General features: G+C 50.3%; 28 protein-coding genes and 1 pseudogene. 20 read left to right on the forward strand and 9 right to left on the reverse strand.

Features of this window, described 5'->3' with window-relative positions; translation table 11 throughout:
- The first annotated feature begins 96 nt into the window (after positions 1-96).
- The 17 genes from pilM (at position 97) to pheA (ending at position 9,887) form a co-directional block, all read left to right on the forward strand.
- Complete coding sequence (pilM, locus tag AC5SXE_RS02870) at positions 97-594, forward strand: type IV pilus biogenesis protein PilM (protein WP_493916526.1); 498 nt, start codon at positions 97-99, stop codon at positions 592-594.
- Between the two features lie 31 nt (positions 595-625).
- Positions 626-1,036, forward strand: a complete 411-nt coding sequence (locus AC5SXE_RS02875) for a type IV pilus biogenesis protein PilM (protein ID WP_493916527.1) — start codon at positions 626-628, stop codon at positions 1,034-1,036.
- Positions 1,033-1,647: a PilN domain-containing protein gene (locus AC5SXE_RS02880; protein ID WP_310848181.1), complete on the forward strand. Its 615-nt coding sequence runs from the start codon at positions 1,033-1,035 to the stop codon at positions 1,645-1,647. The genes AC5SXE_RS02875 and AC5SXE_RS02880 overlap by 4 nt, the downstream gene beginning before the upstream one ends.
- Positions 1,631-1,858, forward strand: coding sequence for a hypothetical protein (locus tag AC5SXE_RS02885; RefSeq protein ID WP_493916528.1), 228 nt, complete (start codon positions 1,631-1,633; stop codon positions 1,856-1,858). Before AC5SXE_RS02880 ends, AC5SXE_RS02885 begins: the two co-directional genes overlap by 17 nt.
- A complete protein-coding gene (locus AC5SXE_RS02890; RefSeq protein ID WP_493916529.1) occupies positions 1,788-2,138 on the forward strand; it encodes a hypothetical protein in 351 nt (116 codons plus the stop codon). Before AC5SXE_RS02885 ends, AC5SXE_RS02890 begins: the two co-directional genes overlap by 71 nt.
- A gap of 7 nt (positions 2,139-2,145) precedes the next feature.
- Entirely contained in the window at positions 2,146-2,757 is a 612-nt protein-coding gene (locus AC5SXE_RS02895) for a hypothetical protein (RefSeq protein WP_310848178.1), read from the forward strand.
- Positions 2,754-3,113, forward strand: coding sequence for a hypothetical protein (locus AC5SXE_RS02900; protein WP_493916530.1), 360 nt, complete (start codon positions 2,754-2,756; stop codon positions 3,111-3,113). The genes AC5SXE_RS02895 and AC5SXE_RS02900 overlap by 4 nt, the downstream gene beginning before the upstream one ends.
- Complete coding sequence (locus AC5SXE_RS02905; protein WP_493916531.1) at positions 3,088-3,693, forward strand: DUF4974 domain-containing protein; 606 nt, start codon at positions 3,088-3,090, stop codon at positions 3,691-3,693. Before AC5SXE_RS02900 ends, AC5SXE_RS02905 begins: the two co-directional genes overlap by 26 nt.
- Complete coding sequence (locus AC5SXE_RS02910; protein ID WP_493916640.1) at positions 3,665-3,892, forward strand: hypothetical protein; 228 nt, start codon at positions 3,665-3,667, stop codon at positions 3,890-3,892. Before AC5SXE_RS02905 ends, AC5SXE_RS02910 begins: the two co-directional genes overlap by 29 nt.
- A gap of 70 nt (positions 3,893-3,962) precedes the next feature.
- Entirely contained in the window at positions 3,963-4,535 is a 573-nt protein-coding gene (locus AC5SXE_RS02915) for a type II secretion system protein GspD (protein ID WP_493916532.1), read from the forward strand.
- 226 nt (positions 4,536-4,761) lie between these two features.
- Positions 4,762-5,715 carry a DUF362 domain-containing protein gene (locus tag AC5SXE_RS02920; protein WP_493916533.1) on the forward strand — a complete coding sequence of 318 codons (954 nt, stop codon included), beginning with the start codon at positions 4,762-4,764 and terminating at the stop codon, positions 5,713-5,715.
- Positions 5,645-6,184 carry a DUF362 domain-containing protein gene (locus tag AC5SXE_RS02925; protein WP_493916534.1) on the forward strand — a complete coding sequence of 180 codons (540 nt, stop codon included), beginning with the start codon at positions 5,645-5,647 and terminating at the stop codon, positions 6,182-6,184. The genes AC5SXE_RS02920 and AC5SXE_RS02925 overlap by 71 nt, the downstream gene beginning before the upstream one ends.
- A 4-nt stretch (positions 6,185-6,188) precedes the next feature.
- Entirely contained in the window at positions 6,189-7,298 is a 1,110-nt protein-coding gene (locus AC5SXE_RS02930) for a DUF362 domain-containing protein (protein ID WP_493916535.1), read from the forward strand.
- Positions 7,299-7,446: 148 nt separating this feature from the next.
- Positions 7,447-7,737 carry a P-loop NTPase gene (locus AC5SXE_RS02935; protein ID WP_493916536.1) on the forward strand — a complete coding sequence of 97 codons (291 nt, stop codon included), beginning with the start codon at positions 7,447-7,449 and terminating at the stop codon, positions 7,735-7,737.
- Complete coding sequence (locus AC5SXE_RS02940) at positions 7,661-8,335, forward strand: P-loop NTPase (protein ID WP_493916537.1); 675 nt, start codon at positions 7,661-7,663, stop codon at positions 8,333-8,335. Before AC5SXE_RS02935 ends, AC5SXE_RS02940 begins: the two co-directional genes overlap by 77 nt.
- A 6-nt stretch (positions 8,336-8,341) precedes the next feature.
- On the forward strand, positions 8,342-8,716 hold the full coding sequence (locus AC5SXE_RS02945; protein WP_493916538.1) for a hypothetical protein: 375 nt from the start codon (positions 8,342-8,344) through the stop codon (positions 8,714-8,716).
- 55 nt (positions 8,717-8,771) lie between these two features.
- A complete protein-coding gene (gene pheA, locus AC5SXE_RS02950) occupies positions 8,772-9,887 on the forward strand; it encodes a prephenate dehydratase (protein ID WP_493916539.1) in 1,116 nt (371 codons plus the stop codon).
- A gap of 45 nt (positions 9,888-9,932) precedes the next feature.
- On the opposite strand, the gene aroB is transcribed toward pheA, so the two are convergent.
- The 9 genes and pseudogenes from aroB to AC5SXE_RS02995 all read right to left on the reverse strand — a co-directional run bounded on the left by aroB (position 9,933) and on the right by AC5SXE_RS02995 (position 16,264).
- Positions 9,933-11,003 carry a 3-dehydroquinate synthase gene (gene aroB / locus AC5SXE_RS02955; protein ID WP_493916540.1) on the reverse strand — a complete coding sequence of 357 codons (1,071 nt, stop codon included), beginning with the start codon at positions 11,001-11,003 and terminating at the stop codon, positions 9,933-9,935.
- Complete coding sequence (locus tag AC5SXE_RS02960) at positions 10,930-11,532, reverse strand: shikimate kinase (RefSeq protein WP_493916541.1); 603 nt, start codon at positions 11,530-11,532, stop codon at positions 10,930-10,932. The genes aroB and AC5SXE_RS02960 overlap by 74 nt, the downstream gene beginning before the upstream one ends.
- A gap of 63 nt (positions 11,533-11,595) precedes the next feature.
- Complete coding sequence (gene aroC, locus AC5SXE_RS02965; protein ID WP_493916542.1) at positions 11,596-12,741, reverse strand: chorismate synthase; 1,146 nt, start codon at positions 12,739-12,741, stop codon at positions 11,596-11,598.
- Positions 12,738-13,139, reverse strand: a complete 402-nt coding sequence (locus AC5SXE_RS02970) for a 3-phosphoshikimate 1-carboxyvinyltransferase (protein WP_493916543.1) — start codon at positions 13,137-13,139, stop codon at positions 12,738-12,740. Before AC5SXE_RS02970 ends, aroC begins: the two co-directional genes overlap by 4 nt.
- 115 nt (positions 13,140-13,254) lie before the next feature.
- Positions 13,255-14,112, reverse strand: a pseudogene (locus tag AC5SXE_RS02975) (3-phosphoshikimate 1-carboxyvinyltransferase); the annotation flags it as partial.
- A gap of 6 nt (positions 14,113-14,118) precedes the next feature.
- A complete protein-coding gene (locus tag AC5SXE_RS02980) occupies positions 14,119-14,970 on the reverse strand; it encodes a prephenate dehydrogenase (RefSeq protein WP_493916544.1) in 852 nt (283 codons plus the stop codon).
- Positions 14,952-15,755, reverse strand: a complete 804-nt coding sequence (gene aroF / locus AC5SXE_RS02985) for a 3-deoxy-7-phosphoheptulonate synthase (RefSeq protein ID WP_493916641.1) — start codon at positions 15,753-15,755, stop codon at positions 14,952-14,954. Before aroF ends, AC5SXE_RS02980 begins: the two co-directional genes overlap by 19 nt.
- A complete protein-coding gene (locus AC5SXE_RS02990; protein ID WP_493916545.1) occupies positions 15,682-15,996 on the reverse strand; it encodes a hypothetical protein in 315 nt (104 codons plus the stop codon). The genes aroF and AC5SXE_RS02990 overlap by 74 nt, the downstream gene beginning before the upstream one ends.
- Positions 15,997-16,078: 82 nt before the next feature.
- On the reverse strand, positions 16,079-16,264 hold the full coding sequence (locus tag AC5SXE_RS02995; RefSeq protein WP_332636771.1) for a hypothetical protein: 186 nt from the start codon (positions 16,262-16,264) through the stop codon (positions 16,079-16,081).
- A gap of 322 nt (positions 16,265-16,586) precedes the next feature.
- On the opposite strand from AC5SXE_RS02995, the gene AC5SXE_RS03000 reads away from it, so the two are divergent.
- From AC5SXE_RS03000 to AC5SXE_RS03010, 3 genes are read left to right on the forward strand one after another with little or no spacing between them, the layout of a single operon-like run.
- On the forward strand, positions 16,587-17,546 hold the full coding sequence (locus tag AC5SXE_RS03000) for an ABC transporter ATP-binding protein (RefSeq protein WP_310848150.1): 960 nt from the start codon (positions 16,587-16,589) through the stop codon (positions 17,544-17,546).
- A 20-nt stretch (positions 17,547-17,566) separates the two neighbouring features.
- Complete coding sequence (locus AC5SXE_RS03005) at positions 17,567-18,562, forward strand: ABC transporter ATP-binding protein (protein ID WP_493916546.1); 996 nt, start codon at positions 17,567-17,569, stop codon at positions 18,560-18,562.
- The gene (locus tag AC5SXE_RS03010) at positions 18,559-19,056 is read left to right on the forward strand and encodes an ABC transporter substrate-binding protein (RefSeq protein WP_493916547.1); all 498 of its coding nucleotides are present in this window, start codon (positions 18,559-18,561) and stop codon (positions 19,054-19,056) included. The genes AC5SXE_RS03005 and AC5SXE_RS03010 overlap by 4 nt, the downstream gene beginning before the upstream one ends.
- Positions 19,057-19,119: the final 63 nt, after the last annotated feature.

A 19,119-nucleotide genomic window follows, 5' to 3' on the forward strand; every position in this document is an offset into this window, starting at 1 on the left:
TTTGCCCAGGCTTACCAGGGGGAAAGCGTAGAAGTTACAGCAGAAGGCTCTAAAGTTAAATTCGTAAAACGGGTTTTTTTCTAAGGAGGGGGTGTGATGTTTGGAAGAAAACGGCACTACGCTGGTCTTTCCATAGAGGGAGGGGCGATCAGGTATCTTGAGCTTAGGCCCTCGTCACGTGGGTTTAGGATCGCAAGAAGCGCGAAGGTTTCGGTGGAAGAGGGCACGATAGCACAGGACAGGATCGTGAACATGGATCGTCTTTCGACGGCGCTCGGCAGTTTGAGGACCAAGCTGGGCGGCAAGTTTGCGCCCTCGGTGGTGGTGGGATTGCCGCCGCAGGACGCCATCATCAGGGTGGTCGAGATGCCCAAGATGAACATGGAGGATGCCAGAAGCGCTTTTGGGTGGGATTTTGAACATTACTTCTCTTTTCCTTTAAAGGATGCCTCCTTCGACATTGTGCCCGTTGATGTCCCTTCGCCGCTTTCCGACGAAAATATGAGCGTCATGATTGTCGCATCGCGTCTTACCGTTGTAAACGGAATATTGGATATGGTGGCAAAGGGAGGACGCGAGGGTCACGGCGATTGAGCCTGCAGGCATCGCGATCGTTAGAGGGGTTGTGGGTTCTCGTGGCGAAAGCTCGAGCGGCAGTTTGATTTTATCTGTCGGCGACAGAAGCTCGCAGATCATTTTGGAGTACAAGGGCAACGGCTTGGTCTATAGGACGGTCTATGTTGGGGCACGCAGCGAGTTTCAAGGAGGAGCGTCTGTGTATGAGGTGTTGATGCAAGAGGTAAGAAATTCCATTGTTTTCGGAAGCTCCCAATTTAGGGGGTGGAACGTGAAGGAAATTATTCTTTGCGGTGAATACGGTGGTGATGAGGGTCTTCAAGCTGAGATACAGGCGGCCTCCGACGCGTACATGTGTCATGTGGCCGATCCCTGGATGGCGTGGTCCATCGAGGGAGAATTGCCTGAAGAATACGGGTGGGAAGCCGCAATAGGGCTGGCTGTGAGGGATAAATCATGACTGTCAAAATAGATTTAAGGCCACTGGGTGTAAAGATAGCCGAGAGGAAAAAGGTCGACCTTCCGAGAGTGATCGCCATAGCGCTCATCCTTGTCTTTATTGTAGCGTCATGTTTTACTTCCGCTTACGGTATATTTGTTTTAAGGGAACTTACGGCTAGAAGACAGGCTTTAGAGGCGAGCGTGGAAAAATTGACGCTTGAGGGCAAAAGGCTCGATGGTTACATTGCACAGAACAAGGAGAAACTTGACCTGTACGAAAAAGTGCTGTCTTTGCTGAGGGAAGACATCCCTTCGGTCGAGTTTTTTTCTGCCGTTATGGCATCCCTGCCCAACGAAGTCTGGCTTTCCCAAGTTCGGCTGGTCCCGGGCAGAGCTGACGTCGAAGGTTATGCCTTCGCGGAAAACGATGTCGCCGCCTTTGCTTTAAAACTGCTTAACGCCAGCGTCACTAGCTCCATTAGCCCTTTGGTGACGTCTAAAGAAACCAAAAAGGGCAAAGATGAATATGAAAGAACCCTTGTGAAGTTCAGCTTCACCTGCGACATTAAAGACTTCCTGGGGACCTTTGAAGTGGCCAAAGGAGCTGAAAAGGATGAAGTTGAGCGTTAAGAAAGCACTCATAATTTTTTGTTTTTGCCTTGTGATGGGGGGATTTCTGTGGTTTCAGCACGCCTTGAGCGCAAGCATCTTGCAGGAAAGGGATGCCATAGAGGGCCTTGCCAAACAGGAGGTGAGCTTGAAGGGCGCCATTGCGCAGAAAGTACGCGTTGCTCGAGGTTTACCGCGATGCCTTGAGCGAAATGGAGCAATCTCGCGTTGAATTTCCGGCGGACAACGTGGCGTTTTTCGCGGCCATAGAAAAGGTCATGGCGGGGAATAAACTTAAGATCAACAAGGTTAATCCTGTCAAATCGACTACTCCGGACAGGACCGCCGTGTTGGTGTCTTGTGAAGGCGATTACCTCAATTTCCTTTCGGCCATCTCCGATATGCGGGGCAATAAACCGGCCGTGCGCTTATTTTCCTTGTCAGTTAAAGGGCAAGAAAAAGGGCTGGTGAGTGCCGATATGTCGATAGAGACCATCATGAAAGGGGAGTGATTTGGGCGTGGGTGAAACGTGGAAAGATGCTTTTGCTTCATTGTGGAATGGCCTTCTTTACGGAAGGGGCTCCCTGCGGTTTTTGCGTATACTGCTAGCCCTGTTGCTCGTCTTGAGCATTGGATGGTCGATCTATCTTTACAGACAGATAATAGCCTTATCGCAAATAACTCCGTTAGAAACTCCTCCGATAAAGCGGGGCGTGGAAGAGGAGAAGAAATTTGCCGAGATGGCCAAGGGGTTTGAGGAAATCGTTCAGGCGAGGTCAACCAGCGGGGAGTTTGTCTACATCGCCTCTACATTGGACAGGTACCCCTTTAACGAACCTCCCATGCCTGTGGTGTTGGCTGAATTAGCCAAGACTGCGGCAAGAGAAGGGGAAGTTTCTCCGGCATACGAAGAAGTATATCTGCCGCCCTATATGGAGGTCCGTGCCGTCATGATATTGGACGGGAAGCCCATGGCGCTAATGTACATCGAGGGAGAAGGCGACGGACTGATCGTTTCTCCGGGATATAAATTCGACAACGGAAAAGGCAAGGTGGTCAGCATTACCCCGACGAAGGTGGTGGTATTATGGGCAGGAACGAAAATGGAATTGGGGATGGATGTGCTATGAGAAGCACAAAGAGAATGGCAGGTTTTATGTTGGTCATTGTGTTTTTATGCTTTGTCTTTGGCGTTTATTCGTGCGAAAAAGCACTGGCTCAAACGAGCGTCAGTACGACTGCCGGAGAAGTAGTACAGGATATGCCTATATTTGGAGGAGTATTGGTACACCAGGCCGGTTCGTCCCTTTTGCTGGTGGAGGTAAAGGGCACAAAATTGCCCAGTCCCAAACTTTTGCATTCCGATCCCGGAAATATGGTCTTCTTTTTTGCCGGGACCATCAATGCCGGCTCAACAGTGGTCCAGAAGCTACAGCTTTCCCCTTTTGAGGGGGATCGAAGTGGTAAACGTCGAAGGCGGCCTTGAGCTGCGCCTTTTTACGAATGAGCTCCTTGAAGTTAAGGAAATAAAGGGAACGGAACCGGCGCCGGTTTACAGGCTGCACCTTGGGCCCGTCGTTTCTAAGCCTGTCGAAGAACCCGCGAAAGAGCCTGAGGAGCGCTTGCCCTTATCGCTTAAAACGGGGCCTAAAGACCCGATGTCCGTCGCTTCGCCGGTTACACTTGAGCTCAGAGACACAGAGCTAAAGGACGTCTTGAGGATGCTTGCCAAGTTCATGGGCATAAACGTCATAGTGGATCCTTCGGTGCCTCCAACCACTATAACATTAAGCGTAAAGGACGCACCCTTGAGGGAAGTTTTGGCCTATATAATGCGGATGAACAACTTAAACTATGCCATGATGGGAAACACCATACTGTTTGGCACTCCGGAAAGCCTCGCTAAATCCCTTGGGATGGAGCAGACGAAGTCCTTCAAGATAGCTTACGCCGATCCCAAACAAATTCCCGCCATCCTTCAAAGCCTTGTGGGGATAACTAACTGTGGCTGTGGACGAGAGGCTTCGGACGGTTTACGTGACGGGAAGGCCCGACAATTTGCATGACGTGGAACAACTTCTTCAAAGGATCGACCACCCGGGACGTCAGGTTATGCTTCAGGCGCGCCTCATCGAAGTGAGGGACACGGGCAGGAAGGAGCTTGAAAGTATTGTAGATGCCGTCTACAAACACTGGTGGTTTTCCTACGGAGCCGGCGGCGGTTCTATAGGTTACGTGCGATTCCAGCGAGCCGGAAACTTTTGACCCTGACGATGACAGGCCTACCTCGCCCCTCGATGTGGATCTCGTAGACATCACCAACGGGACGCTTCGAATGCTCGATGTGGGCATAAGAAACTTGGTCGAATCCAACAAGGCAGATATCCTGGCCAGCCCGTCGGTCGTCACGGTGGACGGACAAAAGGCGTCGATCGCCCTGACCACGAACATCAAGTACATCTCCGAACGTGACGAAGCGGGAAATCCCGTATATACGGAGGAACGGATCGGACCGACACTGGAATTTACGCCCATTGTAGGCAGGGATAACACCGTCACCATAAACGTAGCGATTTCGACGGGTGAAGTCGTCGAATGGAGGGCCGGAGGTATGGGAGAAGAAGTTCCCGTCACCAGCTCCCGAGACGTCAGCACCATGGTCCGAGTCAGAAATGGCGAACCCTTCGTCATAGGCGGACTTTTTGACAGGAGAAAGACCGATACCGTTTCCAAAGTTCCGGTGTTGGCCGATATTCCTTTGTTGGGCGAGATCTTTAAAACCCGCACGAAGCGCGAAGAGGAGTCCGAAGTTGTCACCGTGGTCGTGCCTTACATTTTGGATGTTCCCGATACCTCCATAGAGGTGAGCGAACTCGGGACTTTAAACACAAATGTGACCGCTAAATGACAACGGCTAATTTAAGATATCGGTAGGTTGATCTTCATAAAAGGCCCCCGCCCACATGGGAGGGCCTTTTTTGCATGTATCTTACTGCGTGCCCGATTTTTTCTTCTTATAAAGGATTATACCTTTCCTTTGATTGTTTATCCTGTTTACCTCAATGTAAATCAATGCTAGAATCAATGAACAGAAATTACTTTTTATCATCACTTTTCTAAGGGGGAGATTGGAGATGAAAAAAGAAAAAGTGTGGTTTGCCGATGCGCATGCGGCAAATTGGGTTGAGTCTCTCGTGCCAAAGGCCAAGGATCTTTTCTACGAAGCCAAGCTCAATGAATGCATTGAAAAAGGTGACAGCGTTGCCATAAAGATACACTTTGGCGAGTGGAACAGGACGAGGTGCTTGCGTCCCGAACTGGTTGCCGCCATAGTCGAAGAAGTCAAAGCTTGTGGTGGAAGGCCCTTCGTCTGCGATACTACTACATTGACTTACCATGCTTATAGCTCCAGGTTTATTGGAAACCTCGCCCTGGAGACAGCGGCGCGACACGGTTTTACCGAAGGCGCCATGGGGTGTCCGGTCATCGTTGCCGATGGCTTTTCCGGCGACGATGACGTGAGAGTCGAGGTGCCAACCGGCGTTATCTTGAAAGAAGCTTATGTGGCTGCCGCCATTGCTCATGCCGACGCGATGATTAACCTGGCACACGCAAAGGGACATCCGGTAGCTTCCTTCGGTGGCTGCATCAAAAACATCGGCATAGGAGGCCAGTCAAAGCGGGGCAAATACCACGAACACCTTGCCCATTGGGGAACGCCTGAGGATTTCATCGGTTGGCCTGCCAGATACCCCGAGAAGTGCCTGGGCCTGGATTGTCCTTTTCATAATCTGTGCGAAGATTCCTGTCCCAGAGGCGCCTTCCATATCGATGAGAAGGGCCATCATTTCGATGCCGAAAAATGCTGGTTATGCTATTCCTGTCAAATCACTTGCATGTTCACGGGACATGAATGTCTCGTCTTCATCCCGGATTACTTCCCCTATGCTCAGATAGCCATGTCCGATGCCTGCAAAGGGCGTCATGCTTACCTTCGAGCCGGGAAAGGTTGGCCACATGGCTTACTGCATCGATATCGATCCAAACTGCGACTGCATCCCCTGGGCGACGCTGCCGGTGGCGCCTGATATCGGGGTGTTTGCTTCTAAAGACCCCGTCGCTATCGATACTGCAATACTTGATATGATCGACGCGGCTCCCGCATATCCCGGAGGAGCTAATAAGGCCTTGGAAAGCGTGGAGGGCGGTTATAAGCAGGGCCAAGACAAGTTTGCGATCACTCAAGGCACGTCACCGCGCTATCAGCTCACTGCCGGAGTCAAAAACGGACTTGGCATCATGGAATACGAATTGATAACCTACAAGCCTCCTTACAACGAAGAGCACATCGCGAAATGGCAGATCAGGCCCACCCCGACGACGCTCATTCAACGTGAGATGTGGAAGAAGCGCGATTTTGTGTTGGAAGCTGTACCCTACAAGAAGGTACCCTTCGAGGAAAAGCCCAGTCACGAGGACTTCAAGCCGGGGGACCGTACCGAGTACTTAAAGAAGCTCCCCGTCAAGGAATGGGCAGATGCCGTAGGAAAGGACTAAGCCGATGCCTGCGGTGCATTTTGTGGGCGCGAGGGAGCGTTATACTTCTTCAAACATGATTGAACGATTTAAGGGGGCCTTGGAAAAAGGCGAGCTTCACGATCTTTTTTCGCAGGGTGATCTCGTCGCGGTAAAGTTTGATGTTGGAGAGAAAACCGCTTTAGGTTACGTTAGGCCACCGATTGTAAAGGCAATAGTTGATGCAATTTATTCCTGCGACGGTTATCCCGTGCTTTTAGATACCTTAAATATGAATACCAAGGCCTCCGATGTCGGCCGCAATTGGCTTGAAGCCACTGCTTTGCATGGCTTTAGCGTGACCAGCTTAGGCAAAAGCCCCATGTTGGCCGATGGATACACAGGCGAGGAGGATCTCTTGGTGCCCGTAGAAGGAGGAGAGTTGGGTGGCGTTGAGGTCGCCAGGGCCATCGCAGAATCGCACGCTCTTGTGGTGGTATCTCATGTTGCGGCCCATCCCTTTGCCGGACTGTCAGGGGCACTTGTTTCGTGCAGCGTGGGATGCGTGTCCTTGAAGGGAAAAGGCAGGGTACATGCTCCCTTGCGCCCCATTTTCTTGCAGGACCGCTGCGATGGTTGCGGAGAGTGTGAGAAGCATTGTCCTCACGGTGCGGTTAGCTTAGAAAACAATGAACCACAACTGGATGAGAAAAGCTGCATTGGTTGTGCTTACTATTGCACGGCCGCCTGTTCAGTGGGAGCAATTGTGATCGGCAGAAGTTCAACGATGCGCTTTCAAAAGCGGGTTGTTGATTCCGCCATGGCTGTAAATACTGCCTTAAAAGGCAAGGTTTATTACGTCAACGTCTTAATAGACATTTGCCCATATCCGGATTGCTATCCCTTTTCAGATGTTCCCTTCGTTTCAGATCAGGGAATTTTAATGTCCTCAGATCCTGTGGCGCTGGATAGTGCCACTTTAAGCGTCATAGATGAGGCTCCAGGCCTTCCCGGCTCCATCGCTGAGGAGTGCGACGCCCTAAGCCCCGGCCGGGGGAAGTTATTCCATATAACAGGCGTCGATCCCAAGGAAATGATCCTTTATGCGGTGAAACAGGGCTTGGGACAGGGTGATTTTAGAGTCTTCAAGGTGTAATATAAACAAATCAGTCGAAGTGCCGTTGCAAAAATTGACCAAGTCGACTGAGATGGGCTCAAATTGTTCTTTCGCTCGCGATTGCGTGGGTGAATGTGTATGGCCTTTAAATTTTTGAAAGTACAAATTATGCAAAGGTGGTGGCCCTATGAATGTTGACATCGGAAGAGAACAATTTGAGGAGATGAAGGCAAAAATAAGGGAAGAGACGTTGAAGACCAAGGGTCCACTTGCCTTAGCGCTCAAGGACGTCCGCCACAAGATCGCTATTTTAAGCGGCAAAGGTGGTGTCGGAAAGACGGTTGTTACCGTCAACCTGGCCGCGGCGTTGAAGAAGAGAGGTTACGAAGTTTGCATTTTCGATGCCGATCATTCATGGCCCCGCCGTTCCCAGGTCATTGGGCTTGTCCGGCAGGATGGACGTAGTAAGCGACCATGACCACCCCGGTCACCATGACCTTCGCTTTAACCCACTCGTTACCTCAAAGGGCATAAAAGTTGTGTCAGTGGCCTCCATGTGGGCAACGCAGGATCAACCCATAATGTGGAAAGGCGCCCATAAGATGCGGGCCATAAGACAGTTGATTGCGTCAGTCAACTGGGGAAGCGCCGATTTCCTGCTTGTAGACCTTCCCCCGGGCACGGGCGACGAGGTCCAGACCGTGATGAGATCGATCCCCAATCTTGACGGCATGCTTGTTGTAACGACGCCTCAAAGGCTTTCGGCCATGGTTTGCTCGCGGGCCATAAGCGCCACAAAAGAGTTAGAGGTGCCTTTATTGGGCTTGGTGGAAAACATGAGCTCGCTCGAATGTCCCTCTTGTGGGATGGAGATGTTCCCCTTCGGCAAAGGACAGGGCGAAAAGCTCGCCAGTTTGATGCAAATTCCCTTTTGGGGAAGCGTACCCATCGAGCTTGACATGGGAGAATGCATCGACGAAGGGGCCCCTCTCGTTGACAAAAAACCGGATTCCGCCTTCAGCCGGATTTTTGACGAGATCGCCTCTAAGTTAATAGCTTCACTTAGTGAGAAGTGATGTGCCATGACAGATGCTAAAGGTGTGGCCGAGAGTAAAGGAAAACACGGTGATGACTTCATTCGAAGCGTCATGCGCATCGGCAAGAAGGCGCTTAAGTTGCTTTATCGCCTGAATACCGACGAGATTACCTTGGACGAGTTCGTCGAAGGCCTGACCTCCCTCAACGCTGCAGATATGTTGGCTGAATATTGGGAATATGATGAAGGTGAGGGCTACGCCCTAGACGTAGGACGACAAATTTTGTGGCTAATAAGCTCACTCGAGAAGGACGCTTACCATCAGTTTGAACGTTACGGGATTACCGCCTTCTACGAGGATTTCCGCGAATTAAGGGATTACCTCCTGTCTTTAGAAAAGCAATGCGGTATGAAATTGTAATGCCCGCATTTTCCGTCAGTTTATCCCAAAACTTGTGTTTAGGGATATTGTATAATTGCTAGAGATTATAAAAAGAGGGGACGACCCAGTTGTGTCAAGCCAAGACATTTACCATTTGAGAAAGCAAATTGAGTCCGTTGACGAAGAAGTGCTTCGCCTTCTTGAAAGACGGGTCGATTTGGCCAAGAAGGTAGGCGAAGTCAAAGGTGATGCCTCAGTTTATGATCCTTCCAGGGAGATGGAGATCATAGAGAGGCTTTGCAATTTGACTAAAGAGTTGGATCCGAAGTTCGTCAGCCTGCTTTTTCGAGAAATTATATCCTTTTGCAGGGCCGTTCAAAAGCCGATAAAAGTTGCCTGCATGGGACCTGAGGGTTCCTTTTCCCATGAAGCAGTCGTTTCTTTTTTGGGAAGGTTCGTAGATGTAGTTTTTGTCGAAAACCCTGCAGAAGTGTTTGATCATGTATCGAAGGAAAAAGCCGGGATAGGGGTCGTGCCCGTTGAGAATACCACAGAGGGCACCGTTTACTCCACCCTGGATGCCTTTGCCACGGCCGAGCAAAGCATATCGGTGATTGGCGAGGGACAACTGCCCATAAGGTTGGCCCTGGCGAGCGAAGAAAAGACGACGGCTGACATCGAGGAGGTCTACTCTCACCCCCAGCCCTTCGGTCAATGTAGGAACTGGCTTCATAAAAACTTGCCCTGGGCACGGCAAATACCCACCTCAAGCACAAGCTACGCCGCAAAGATCGCAAAGACAAAAAAGAAAAGCGCCGCCATCTGCGGAAGGCTCGCAGCGGAACTATACGAGCTTAATATTTTAGACGAAGGTATAGAAGATCACCCCTATAACGCTACGAGGTTTTGGCTCATAGGTCGTGCCTTCGCAAGGTCTTCCGAAAGGTGCAAGACCTCGATATTGTTTAACGTAGCCCATAAGCCGGGGACTTTGTTTCAAGCTTTGGAGCCATTATACAAAGCAGGACTCAATCTTACCTTGATCCAATCGCGCCCTCTTCCCGGGAACCCCTTCGAGTATTTCTTTTTCGTGGATTTCGAGGGCGACGTTGGGGAAGAAAAGGTAAAGGAGGCGCTTGCGGCGATGAGATCCAGGGTCGAGCGCCTGCGCGTCTTGGGTTCCTACCCTCAGATAAAGTTTATAAAATAAGGGCCTGCAAACCCGTCCGAGTCGCGATAATGCCTTTGGGCCCCTTTAGCGCACTGCCGCTTGGTAAGCATTTTTGAGCAGCTCTATCGAGATTTCTTTCACTTCGCACTTTTTGCCTTCCCTTGGAAGCACCATTGTGGGCTTTCCGCTTATGAACTTTTTATCTCTTTGTATGAAGGGGAGTGCCTCGTCAAAGACTTTATATGGTCTGGTGGGCAGGCCAAAGTATTCGAGCAGATCTTTAAGCTCGGCCAAGATATCCCGCTGGCAGGTTCCAAGCATGACTGCGAGGTTAGCCGCCACGACCAATCCGATGGCAACGGCGTCTCCGTGTTTTATCTCGCTGTAATTAGAGCAGGCTTCCAGGCCGTGAGCTACGGTGTGTCCCAGGTTTAGGCGGGTCCTCGCGCCCGAAGTTTCTCTTTCATCTTCTCCCACAACTGAGGCCTTAAGCTCGATACAGCGTTTTACCATTTTGAGCAAGGCTTCAGGTTCTCTTTCAAGGACCGATTTTCTGTTCTCCGAAAGCCAGCGGAAAAATTCGCGGTCTTCGCCCAGGCCGTATTTGATGACTTCTGCCATTCCCTGCCTGAATTCATCGTCGGGCAAGCTTAGAAGACAGTTTACGTCCACGATCACACAGCAGGGCTGGTGAAAGGCCCCGACCAGGTTTTTACCTTGAGGCAAGTCTACGGCTGTCTTCCCGCCGATGGAGCTGTCAACTTGCGCTATCAGAGTTGTAGGTATTTGTACGATGTCTATGCCTCGCATCCAAGTGGAGGCCGCAAAGCCCGCCGCATCTCCCACGCATCCTCCGCCTATGGCCAGGATTAACCCCTTTCTGTCGATGTTGTGCTGGGCAAATTTTTCGTAGATGAGCGAAACTTGATCTAAGGTCTTTCCTTCCTCGCCTCGTGGAAGCAGGTGTGTGCCCGATATTTTTTTGATTTGCCTCGAAAATAGAGTGAATGACAGCGGATCGCTTATCACGAAGGGTGCTCCGCTGTGCTTATCTGCGATGGTATCCAGGATATCGTTAATATCATCGCAGGAGGTTAATATGCCTCTGCCTATCACTATGGGATAGCTGATGCCCTTCTTTGTCTTGACCTGCACTATTTCGTAGCTTCCGCCGAGATGTCCTTTCGGGCTGTATTATGTCTTTGCCCAGATTATCGATGATGATGGAAGCAACCTGATCAATGAAGATTTCGTCGGTCGAGACGCGCAGGTGGGCGTCCTTGTAAGCTTCGCGTCGTTTATTTAACAGCTCTGCAACGTTGTCTTCTTTAAGAAGCGGCCTTTTCCCCGGCTGGCGGGATGCGCGCTCCATTATGGTCTTTACGGCCGCGTCTAACATTATCAGCGTCCCGTTGGCGAAAATCTTTGCCTTGTGCTCGGGGTTTACCAGGACGCCGCCGCCCAGGCCAACTATGACGTTTTTCAGTTTAAAGGTTTCGTCGAGGGCACGTTTCTCAAGTTGCCGAAAATGGGGTTCGCCGTAATTTGCGAATATTTCGGCAACGCTCATCCCGGCCATGGCTTCTACAAGGTCATCGGTATCGAGAAAGGGCAGTCCCGTCATTTCGGACAGTTTGCTTCCGACCGAGGTTTTGCCGGCCGCCATGAAACCTCCCAGGTACAACCTCAGAGGATGACTCCTTTGCTCAAGTTTTCCTTCTTTCGTCTCTTTTATTGTTTGTACGTACTAGACATGAAACATCCTCCTCGTCCTGTTTACGTGTTCTTCAAAGCGGTGCTTTAAGTCTTCTACTCTATCGCCGCCGAACTGCTCGCATATGACTTGGGCCAATAGGAGCGACGTCATGGCTTCGCCAACGATGCAGGCAGCTGGGACGACACAAACGTCGCTTCTTTCCACGTGGGCGAGCGCTTCTTTTTTTGTCCTGATGTCGAAGGTGCGAAGGGGTTTCCTTAAGGTCGGGATGGGTTTTAAGGCCACGTGGACAAATATGTCTTCTCCGTTGGTAACGCCGCCTTCGATTCCGCCGGCATTGTTTGTACCTCGTCCCCACCGGTCGGAGGAAAGGATGAATTCGTCGTGTACCTCGCTCCCGCACATTTCAGAAAGCGAAAAACCTCCTCCTATCTCGACGCCTTTGGCCGAGGGTATGGACATCAAAGCCTGGGCTAATCGGCCGTCTAATCGTCTGTCCCATTCGCTGTAAGACCCTATGCCGGGCGGCACGCCTTTTACGGCAACTGCAAAGGTGCCGCCAAGGGAGTCGCCTTCTTCCTTTGCCCTGTCTATTGCCCTTTGCAGGCGCGGTTCGTCTTCTTTTCTTGGGATTCCCATGTCCGAAGAGCATGCCCTCGCCCATTCTTCGTCGCTTTCGGGCAGATCGACTTTTTCTTTTCCTATGGACGTGACGGCGCTTTTTACGGTAACTCCGAGCTCCTTTAAGAGCATCTGACAAAGCGTCCCTGCTATGGTCCAGGCAGCAGTGCACCTGGCGCTGGCCCTTTCTAAGACGTTTCTTGCGTCTTCAAGGCCAAACTTTGCCATGCCCGATGCATCGGCATGCCCCGGCCTGGGCCGCGTGATGGCCTTTTGCCCGGCGTCCATGACGTCTTTCCACTTATCCCATTCGCTGTTGTGAAGGACGACCCCGATGGGGTTTCCCGTGGTGACGCCTCCTCTGAGGCCGCTGTAAAACTCAAATTCGTCTTTTTCAAGCTTCATTCGGTCGCCCCGGCCGTAGCCGCGCCTTCTTCGAGCCAATTGGTTTTCTATGTCGTCTTTTGAGATCGCAAGCCCGGAAGGCATGCCCTCGATGATGATCAAAAGACCCTTCCCGTGAGATTCGCCGCTGGATAAAAAACGTATGGTCATGGTTGAATCCCCTCCCTGACTTCTGTGTTTTGGGTCAGTTTTCTCAAGGTTTCGAAAAAACTGGGATAGGATATGCGGACGCAGCTTTCTCCCTCCAAATGCAAGGGGCTTGTCGCGGCAAGGCCCGCCACGGCCAGGGCCATGGCTATGCGGTGATCTCCGTAGCTTTTTGTCTTACCGCCTGCAAGGGGGGTCTTGCCTTTGATGATCCAACCGTCCTTTGTTTCTTTTATTTGTGCTCCCATCTTTTTTAAGCCCACCGCCATAGTGTGAATCCTGTCGCTTTCTTTGACCCTTAATTCTTGAGCTCCCGTGACTTCGGTGATCCCTTCTGCCTGGGTGGCGGCCACCGCCAAAAGGGGAAGCTCGTCGATCAAGGAAGGTATCTCTTCGGGCATCACCTTTGTTCCCCTTAAGTGACGAGGACTTGACAGCGATCGTTGCCGTTTTTTCGCCTCCGCTAAGGCTTTCGTCCTCGACGGAGTAAGCTAACCCCATTCTTTTTAGTACTTTGAGCAACCCGGTCCTCGTGGGATTTACGTTTACGTTTTTAATTCGCAGCTCGCTTTCCCTCGTTATGGCCGCCGCCACTATCCAAAATGCAGCTGAGGAAAAATCACCAGGTATGGTCCAACTTCCACCGTTTATGAGAGAAGTCGGATAGACCGTCGTCTTGAGATCGCTTTTGAAGACGGGAACGCCAAGAAATTCAAGCATGATTTCCGTATGATCCCTGGTGGGCGAGGGTTCTATCACGGTGGTGGCCCCTTGTGCTCCGAGGCCTGCCAAAAGAATCGCCGTTTTCACCTGGGCGCTCGCCACCTGAAGTACGTGGATGCCGCCATTTAGTTTTTTGCCCCTGACCGCTAAGGGCAGCTTTTCGCCAAATTCCCTGCCGTCTATTTTTGCTCCCATGGAAATTAACGGTCCCGTGACCCTTCCCATGGGCCGCCCTTTAAGGCTTTCGTCGCCGTTGATGACGGCGAATAAATTTGGGATCCCCGATATTAGTCCCAACAAAAGCCTGGCCGTGGTCCCCGAATTTCCTGCGTCCAGTATGTTTTTCGGTTCCCTTAAGCCTTGGGGTGCCTTTATCGTTACTTTGTTTTCAAAACCTGCCGTGCCGGATCTGAGATGATCGGGATCCCTTAAATCTTTCGCCCCGGTTTTGTCGTCTGGCTTTGTTATCTCGCAGCCCAATGCTTTAAGGCATGCCAACGTGGTCTCGCAATCTTCTCCGGTTGAGAAGTTGCCGACAGTTATCCCCTCTTTTGAGAGGGCGCCTAAAATTGCTGCCCTGTGCGATATCGATTTGTCTCCAGGAACGTTTATCTCGCCCCTTATTCCCTCTACCGGTCTTATTTCAATCATTTGCTTTCACCTCGTCCTGCAAGCAGAGATTCCCTGGCCCTTTTGGCCTCGGTTGCCATCTCTGCGAGGCTTTTTGAGTCCTTTGAGGACATTTCGGATAAAATATTTATGAAGTCTCTTTAATGCCTCTTTTATAAAGCCTTCGTTTGTTTCCCATACTTCGGATATCAGCCAGGGTTGACAGGAAGCCACTCTGGTCGTATCCCTAAAGCCTCCGGCGACGAATTTGGAAAGTTTGGGATTTTCTGAAGCTCTTTGCGAGGCCAACGTCACCAGCGCCGTGGCCAAAAACATGGGAAGGTGGCTTGTCACGGCCACGATGGCGTCGTGTTCTTCGGGGGTTAGGGTGATCGGGACCGAATGCAGTACGCAAACCAGATCTGTTGCCATTTCGACTGCTTCCTTGCTCGAAATAGCGCTCGGGACGACGGCCCATGCGGCGCCCTCAAATAAATCTGCCGAAGAGTTATCGATGCCCGCCCTTTCTTTGCCGGCCATTGGATGAAGCCCCACGTACTTTTCCTTCCAGATTGCCGATAATTGCTTTACTATTGCAGATTTGGTGCTCGCCGTATCCGTTACGGCTTTTAACCCTTTGCCGGCAAAGGGCGCTACTTTTTCGCTTAGCAGTTCCATTTGGCTTGGGGGCACCGCCAGTATGAGCAGTTCGGCTTCGCCCGCCATCTTTTCGGGTTCGCAGGCGTGCGTGACGGCGCCTGACGCGAGCGCGACGTCTATCGCGTCTTCATTTACGTCCCAGCCGAGCACCCTGTGAGACGCCTCGTTTTTTAGCAGGCTCTTGCCTATGGAGCCTCCTATGAGCCCCAGTCCTATGATGCCTATGCTGCTACACTGCACTTTGATCCCTCCAGGACTTTGCCGGGCATTATGGAAAGCAGCCTGCTTACGGATTTCATGAGATCGCCAAATTGTTCGAAATCGAGCGACTGGTCTCCATCGCTTGTCGCTTCTTTGGGATTCGGATGCACCTCGACGATCAAGCCGTCGGCACCGGCCGCCAAAGCCGCAAGGCTCATGCTGGGGACGAGCTCGCTCTTTCCCGTTCCGTGGCTGGGGTCTACGATTACGGGGAGGTGGCTCAAGCTCTTGACCAGGGGTACGGCGTTTAGATCCAGGGTGTTGCGGGTCCTTTTTTCGAAGCTCCTTATTCCACGCTCGCACAAGATGACGTTGAAGTTGCCGCCTGCCATGATGTATTCTGCGGCTTGAAGCCACTCGTCTATGGTGGCCATCATGCCCCGTTTGAGCAAGACGGGTTTGTCCACCTTCCCTAAAGCCTTGAGAAGCGAGAAATTTTGCATGTTGCGGGAACCGACCTGCAGGATGTCTGCGTGAGGCAGCATGAAGTCGATGTCTTCAGGCGTCATTACCTCTGTAACTATGGGAAGGCCTGTAGCTTTTTTTGCCTCCGACAGCAAGGCCAGCCCTTCGGCCCCAAGGCCTTGGAAGGAGTAGGGACTGGTCCTTGGCTTATAGGCACCTCCCCGAAGGGCAGTGGCACCCGAGTTTTTTATCGCCTTTGCTGTCTTTACGATCTGTTCTTCCCCTTCAACTGCGCAAGGGCCGGCTATGATTAGAACGTTTCCTCCTCCTACTGCGACGCCGGGGGCTATCTCTACTATGCTGTCTTTTTTGACTCCATTCCCTGCTGACCAAGGGAAAAGGTGCCTTTACTTCGGTCAGTTGGGCGACTTCGGGCATGGTTTTTATCTTGCCTTCATCGATCTGTCCTTCTGCCAGCACGATTGCCTCCGGCTCGTTTTTTGTGATGCGAGCCGTTATCCCCATTTGATCCAGTTTCATGAGCAGCTTGCCTGCCGATTCGTCTCTTTTTGTCTTTATAATTGCTCTTGTCGCTTCCATTTTTCTTTCCTCCTTTTAAAATAAAAAAATCCGGGGTTCGGCTTGAGACCGAACCCCGGATTTAACTTGCTACTATGATACTTTACTTTATGGTGTTACAGTAAATGCTCCCGCCCGGCGGCCGGTCTCCATAAGAAAATTGGCCAGAAGCGTAATAATAACGCCACTGGCCGTCGCTAAAATAATAACCGCCGGATATGGAGGCGCACATCGTGCTGATAATACTAACGCATTGTCCAGATGTAGCCAAAACGCGTTCACCTATCACCACTTAGCGCCTCCTTCTTTCCGCAGATTTTTTTAATTAAAGATAATCATATATGACTTATTGTAGTTTGTCAACATAGGAGGGGCAGAAAAATAATTGAAAATATTTAGCCACAGCACTTGTCAATTGACTCAATCGCCTTATAGGGCTTTATGACTACTGTTTCTTTAGCTTCTTGAAATCTATTTTTGTCTTTTCTCAGATAAAACTACAGGCAAGTACTAATTCACTTGCATCTTGACATTGAGAATATTCAAATATATCATTTAAAATAATGGATATATATGCATACCCACAATCCGGAGAGTGCCCACTTGCGGGAATGCCGCTATTAGAAGTGAAAGATCTGAGAACCTGCTTCTATATTGAAGGTACAGCTGTTCCGGCAGTAGATTCCGTGAGCTTTGCCCTTCAAGCGGGTGAAACGTTGGGAATCGTCGGAGAGTCAGGTTCCGGCAAGAGCGTGACAGCACTTTCAATAATGCGTTTAATTCCTTACCCTCCTGCGAAGATTGTCGGCGGCAAAGTATTATTTAAAGGCGAAGACCTTTTGCTCAAGGACGAGGATGAGATGAGGCGAGTTCGCGGAAAGGAGATTTCCATGGTTTTTCAAGAACCAATGACCTCATTGAACCCGGTTCTCACCATTGGCACTCAGATTTCCGAGGCAATAATGCTCCATCAAGGAGCGTCTAAAAAGGAAGCTTTGAAAAAGAGCGAGCACCTGCTACACCTTTGTAAGGTTTCCCTTCCAAGAAAACGTTTACGTCAGTACCCACACGAGCTAAGTGGTGGCATGAGGCAGCGCGCTATGATTGCCATGGCCTTAGCCTGTAATCCGAGCCTTCTGATAGCCGATGAACCTACAACTGCGCTGGATGTGACGGTGCAAGCTCAAATCCTTGAGCTAATGCTGGAACTTCAAGAAAAAATGGGCACTGCTGTGTTGTTTATCACTCACGACCTTGGGGTCATTAGCGAAGTGGCCGATCGCGTAGCCGTAATGTACTGCGGACGCATCGTAGAATACGGCCTGACGAAGGATGTGCTCAGGGCCCCGCTTCATCCCTATACAAAAGGGCTTTTGGCATCTTTGCCGTCCATAAATGGACCCAAAAAACCATTGAAACCTATCAAAGGCACTGTGCCATCGCCACAAGATATTACTACGGGGTGCAGGTTTGCTCCTCGTTGTGATTGCACAAAAGCTTACTGCAAGCATATCGAGCCGGTCATCACAAGGCTGGATGGTCGTCTCGTGCGATGCCATAACGTCTCATAAGACGAGAGAGGAATGATCATATGCCGGATCATTTGCTCGAGGTACGGGATTTATGCGTTAACTTCTCCGTGCCAAGTAAATTTTTTGGCAAAAAACAATATATAAGAGCTGTCGATGGCATCGATTTTGATGTGAAGGCGGGCGAGGTCCTTGGCCTAGTGGGAGAGAGCGGATGTGGCAAGTCTACTCTCGGCAGAGTCATTGTCGGGCTTGCGGATGCTCAAAAGAATAGCAAGGTCTATTATCGTGGAGTTAACGTACTAACGCTTGATAAAAAACAACTTAAAGAATATAGAAAAAAGGTTCAAATGGTCTTTCAGGATCCCTTTGGTTCGCTTAATCCAAGGCTTACGGTGGGCGATGCGATTGAAGAAGTGCTCATTGTTCACGAAAAGGCAACGAAATTAGAAAGAAGGAACAAAGCAGAAAGACTGATGGATGCAGTCGGTTTGACGAGGCATTATCAAACTCGATATCCACACGAATTAAGCGGAGGGCAAAGACAGCGTGCGGTCATTGCAAGGGCGTTAGCCATTAATCCTGAGTTCTTGATTTGTGACGAGCCTGTCTCAGCTCTGGACGTATCCATTAGAGCTCAAATAATCAACTTGTTCGAGGAGCTTCAAAAAAAGTTTAATTTGACCTATTTGTTCATCTCTCACGATATGAGCGTGGTAAGGCACATAAGCACTCGGGTTGCCGTGATGTATTTGGGAAAAATCGTGGAAATTGCGGAGACCGATGTGTTATTTGAAAACCCCCTTCACCCATATACAGAAGCGTTGTTGGAGGCAATACCGGATGTATCATCGGACAAGAAGGGAAGGCGCAAACTCCTTGAAGGAGATGTCCCAAGTCCTTTATCTCCTCCGAGCGGATGTAGATTTCATCCTCGGTGCTTCAGGGCCAAAGAAAAATGCGTAATTGACGAGCCGGCTCTAATAAAAAAAGGGGCAAATCGATTTCGTGGCGTGTCATTATGCTTGATCAGAAAGAGAAGGAGGCAGGGATTATGAAGGAACTTAAAGGGTTTTCAAAAGTACGAACTTTTGTAGCCTACATTATGATCGCGCTATGCGTTTTTTTGGGGATTCTTGGCATGGTGTTTATGGAGTCGCCTTCAGTAGCTGCTGAAAGAAAGGTGATCGTTCAAGCCATGGATAGGGATCCCGATATTTTAGACACCATTAAAGCTGCGTGGTATTCCGATGCTCTAATTTATTTGCACGATCGTCTGATATCGAGGGATTATGATTTTAGATATCGCCCAGGCCTTGCCACAGGTTGGGAGGTATCGGAAGACGGATTGATATGGATCTTTCACCTGCGAAAGGGCGTTACTTTCCATGACGGGACTCCCTTTACTGCGAAAGACGTAAAATGGACCATCGATACAATAAAAGACCCGAAGACTGCGTCTCCTTCCGCCGGCGATCTAAAGGCAATCGATGAAGTCAAAATTATTCGACGATCATACGGTCCAAATGGTGCTAAAATATCCCTTTCCTAATCTTGCTCTTTAATCTATCGAACACAGCTTCAGGAATACAAAAGGCCGGTTGTTATGAAGAAT

This window comes from Acetomicrobium sp. (assembly GCF_059026225.1).

Bases quoted from the DNA above. Each gene is read 5' to 3' on its own strand.
- AC5SXE_RS02885 (WP_493916528.1), top strand. From the start codon at position 1,631: ATGAAGTTGAGCGTTAAGAAAGCACTCATAATTTTTTGTTTTTGCCTT.
- AC5SXE_RS02990 (WP_493916545.1), bottom strand. From the start codon at position 15,996: ATGGAAGCGACAAGAGCAATTATAAAGACAAAAAGAGACGAATCGGCA.
- AC5SXE_RS02940 (WP_493916537.1), top strand. From the start codon at position 7,661: ATGCCGATCATTCATGGCCCCGCCGTTCCCAGGTCATTGGGCTTGTCC.
- AC5SXE_RS02920 (WP_493916533.1), top strand. From the start codon at position 4,762: ATGAAAAAAGAAAAAGTGTGGTTTGCCGATGCGCATGCGGCAAATTGG.
- aroC (WP_493916542.1), bottom strand. From the start codon at position 12,741: ATGACCATACGTTTTTTATCCAGCGGCGAATCTCACGGGAAGGGTCTT.
- AC5SXE_RS02970 (WP_493916543.1), bottom strand. From the start codon at position 13,139: ATGCCCGAAGAGATACCTTCCTTGATCGACGAGCTTCCCCTTTTGGCG.
- AC5SXE_RS02925 (WP_493916534.1), top strand. From the start codon at position 5,645: ATGGCTTACTGCATCGATATCGATCCAAACTGCGACTGCATCCCCTGG.
- AC5SXE_RS03000 (WP_310848150.1), top strand. From the start codon at position 16,587: ATGCCGCTATTAGAAGTGAAAGATCTGAGAACCTGCTTCTATATTGAA.
- AC5SXE_RS02935 (WP_493916536.1), top strand. From the start codon at position 7,447: ATGAATGTTGACATCGGAAGAGAACAATTTGAGGAGATGAAGGCAAAA.
- AC5SXE_RS02915 (WP_493916532.1), top strand. From the start codon at position 3,963: ATGCTCGATGTGGGCATAAGAAACTTGGTCGAATCCAACAAGGCAGAT.
- AC5SXE_RS03005 (WP_493916546.1), top strand. From the start codon at position 17,567: ATGCCGGATCATTTGCTCGAGGTACGGGATTTATGCGTTAACTTCTCC.
- pilM (WP_493916526.1), top strand. From the start codon at position 97: ATGTTTGGAAGAAAACGGCACTACGCTGGTCTTTCCATAGAGGGAGGG.
- AC5SXE_RS03010 (WP_493916547.1), top strand. From the start codon at position 18,559: ATGAAGGAACTTAAAGGGTTTTCAAAAGTACGAACTTTTGTAGCCTAC.
- AC5SXE_RS02930 (WP_493916535.1), top strand. From the start codon at position 6,189: ATGCCTGCGGTGCATTTTGTGGGCGCGAGGGAGCGTTATACTTCTTCA.
- AC5SXE_RS02900 (WP_493916530.1), top strand. From the start codon at position 2,754: ATGAGAAGCACAAAGAGAATGGCAGGTTTTATGTTGGTCATTGTGTTT.
- AC5SXE_RS02880 (WP_310848181.1), top strand. From the start codon at position 1,033: ATGACTGTCAAAATAGATTTAAGGCCACTGGGTGTAAAGATAGCCGAG.
- AC5SXE_RS02945 (WP_493916538.1), top strand. From the start codon at position 8,342: ATGACAGATGCTAAAGGTGTGGCCGAGAGTAAAGGAAAACACGGTGAT.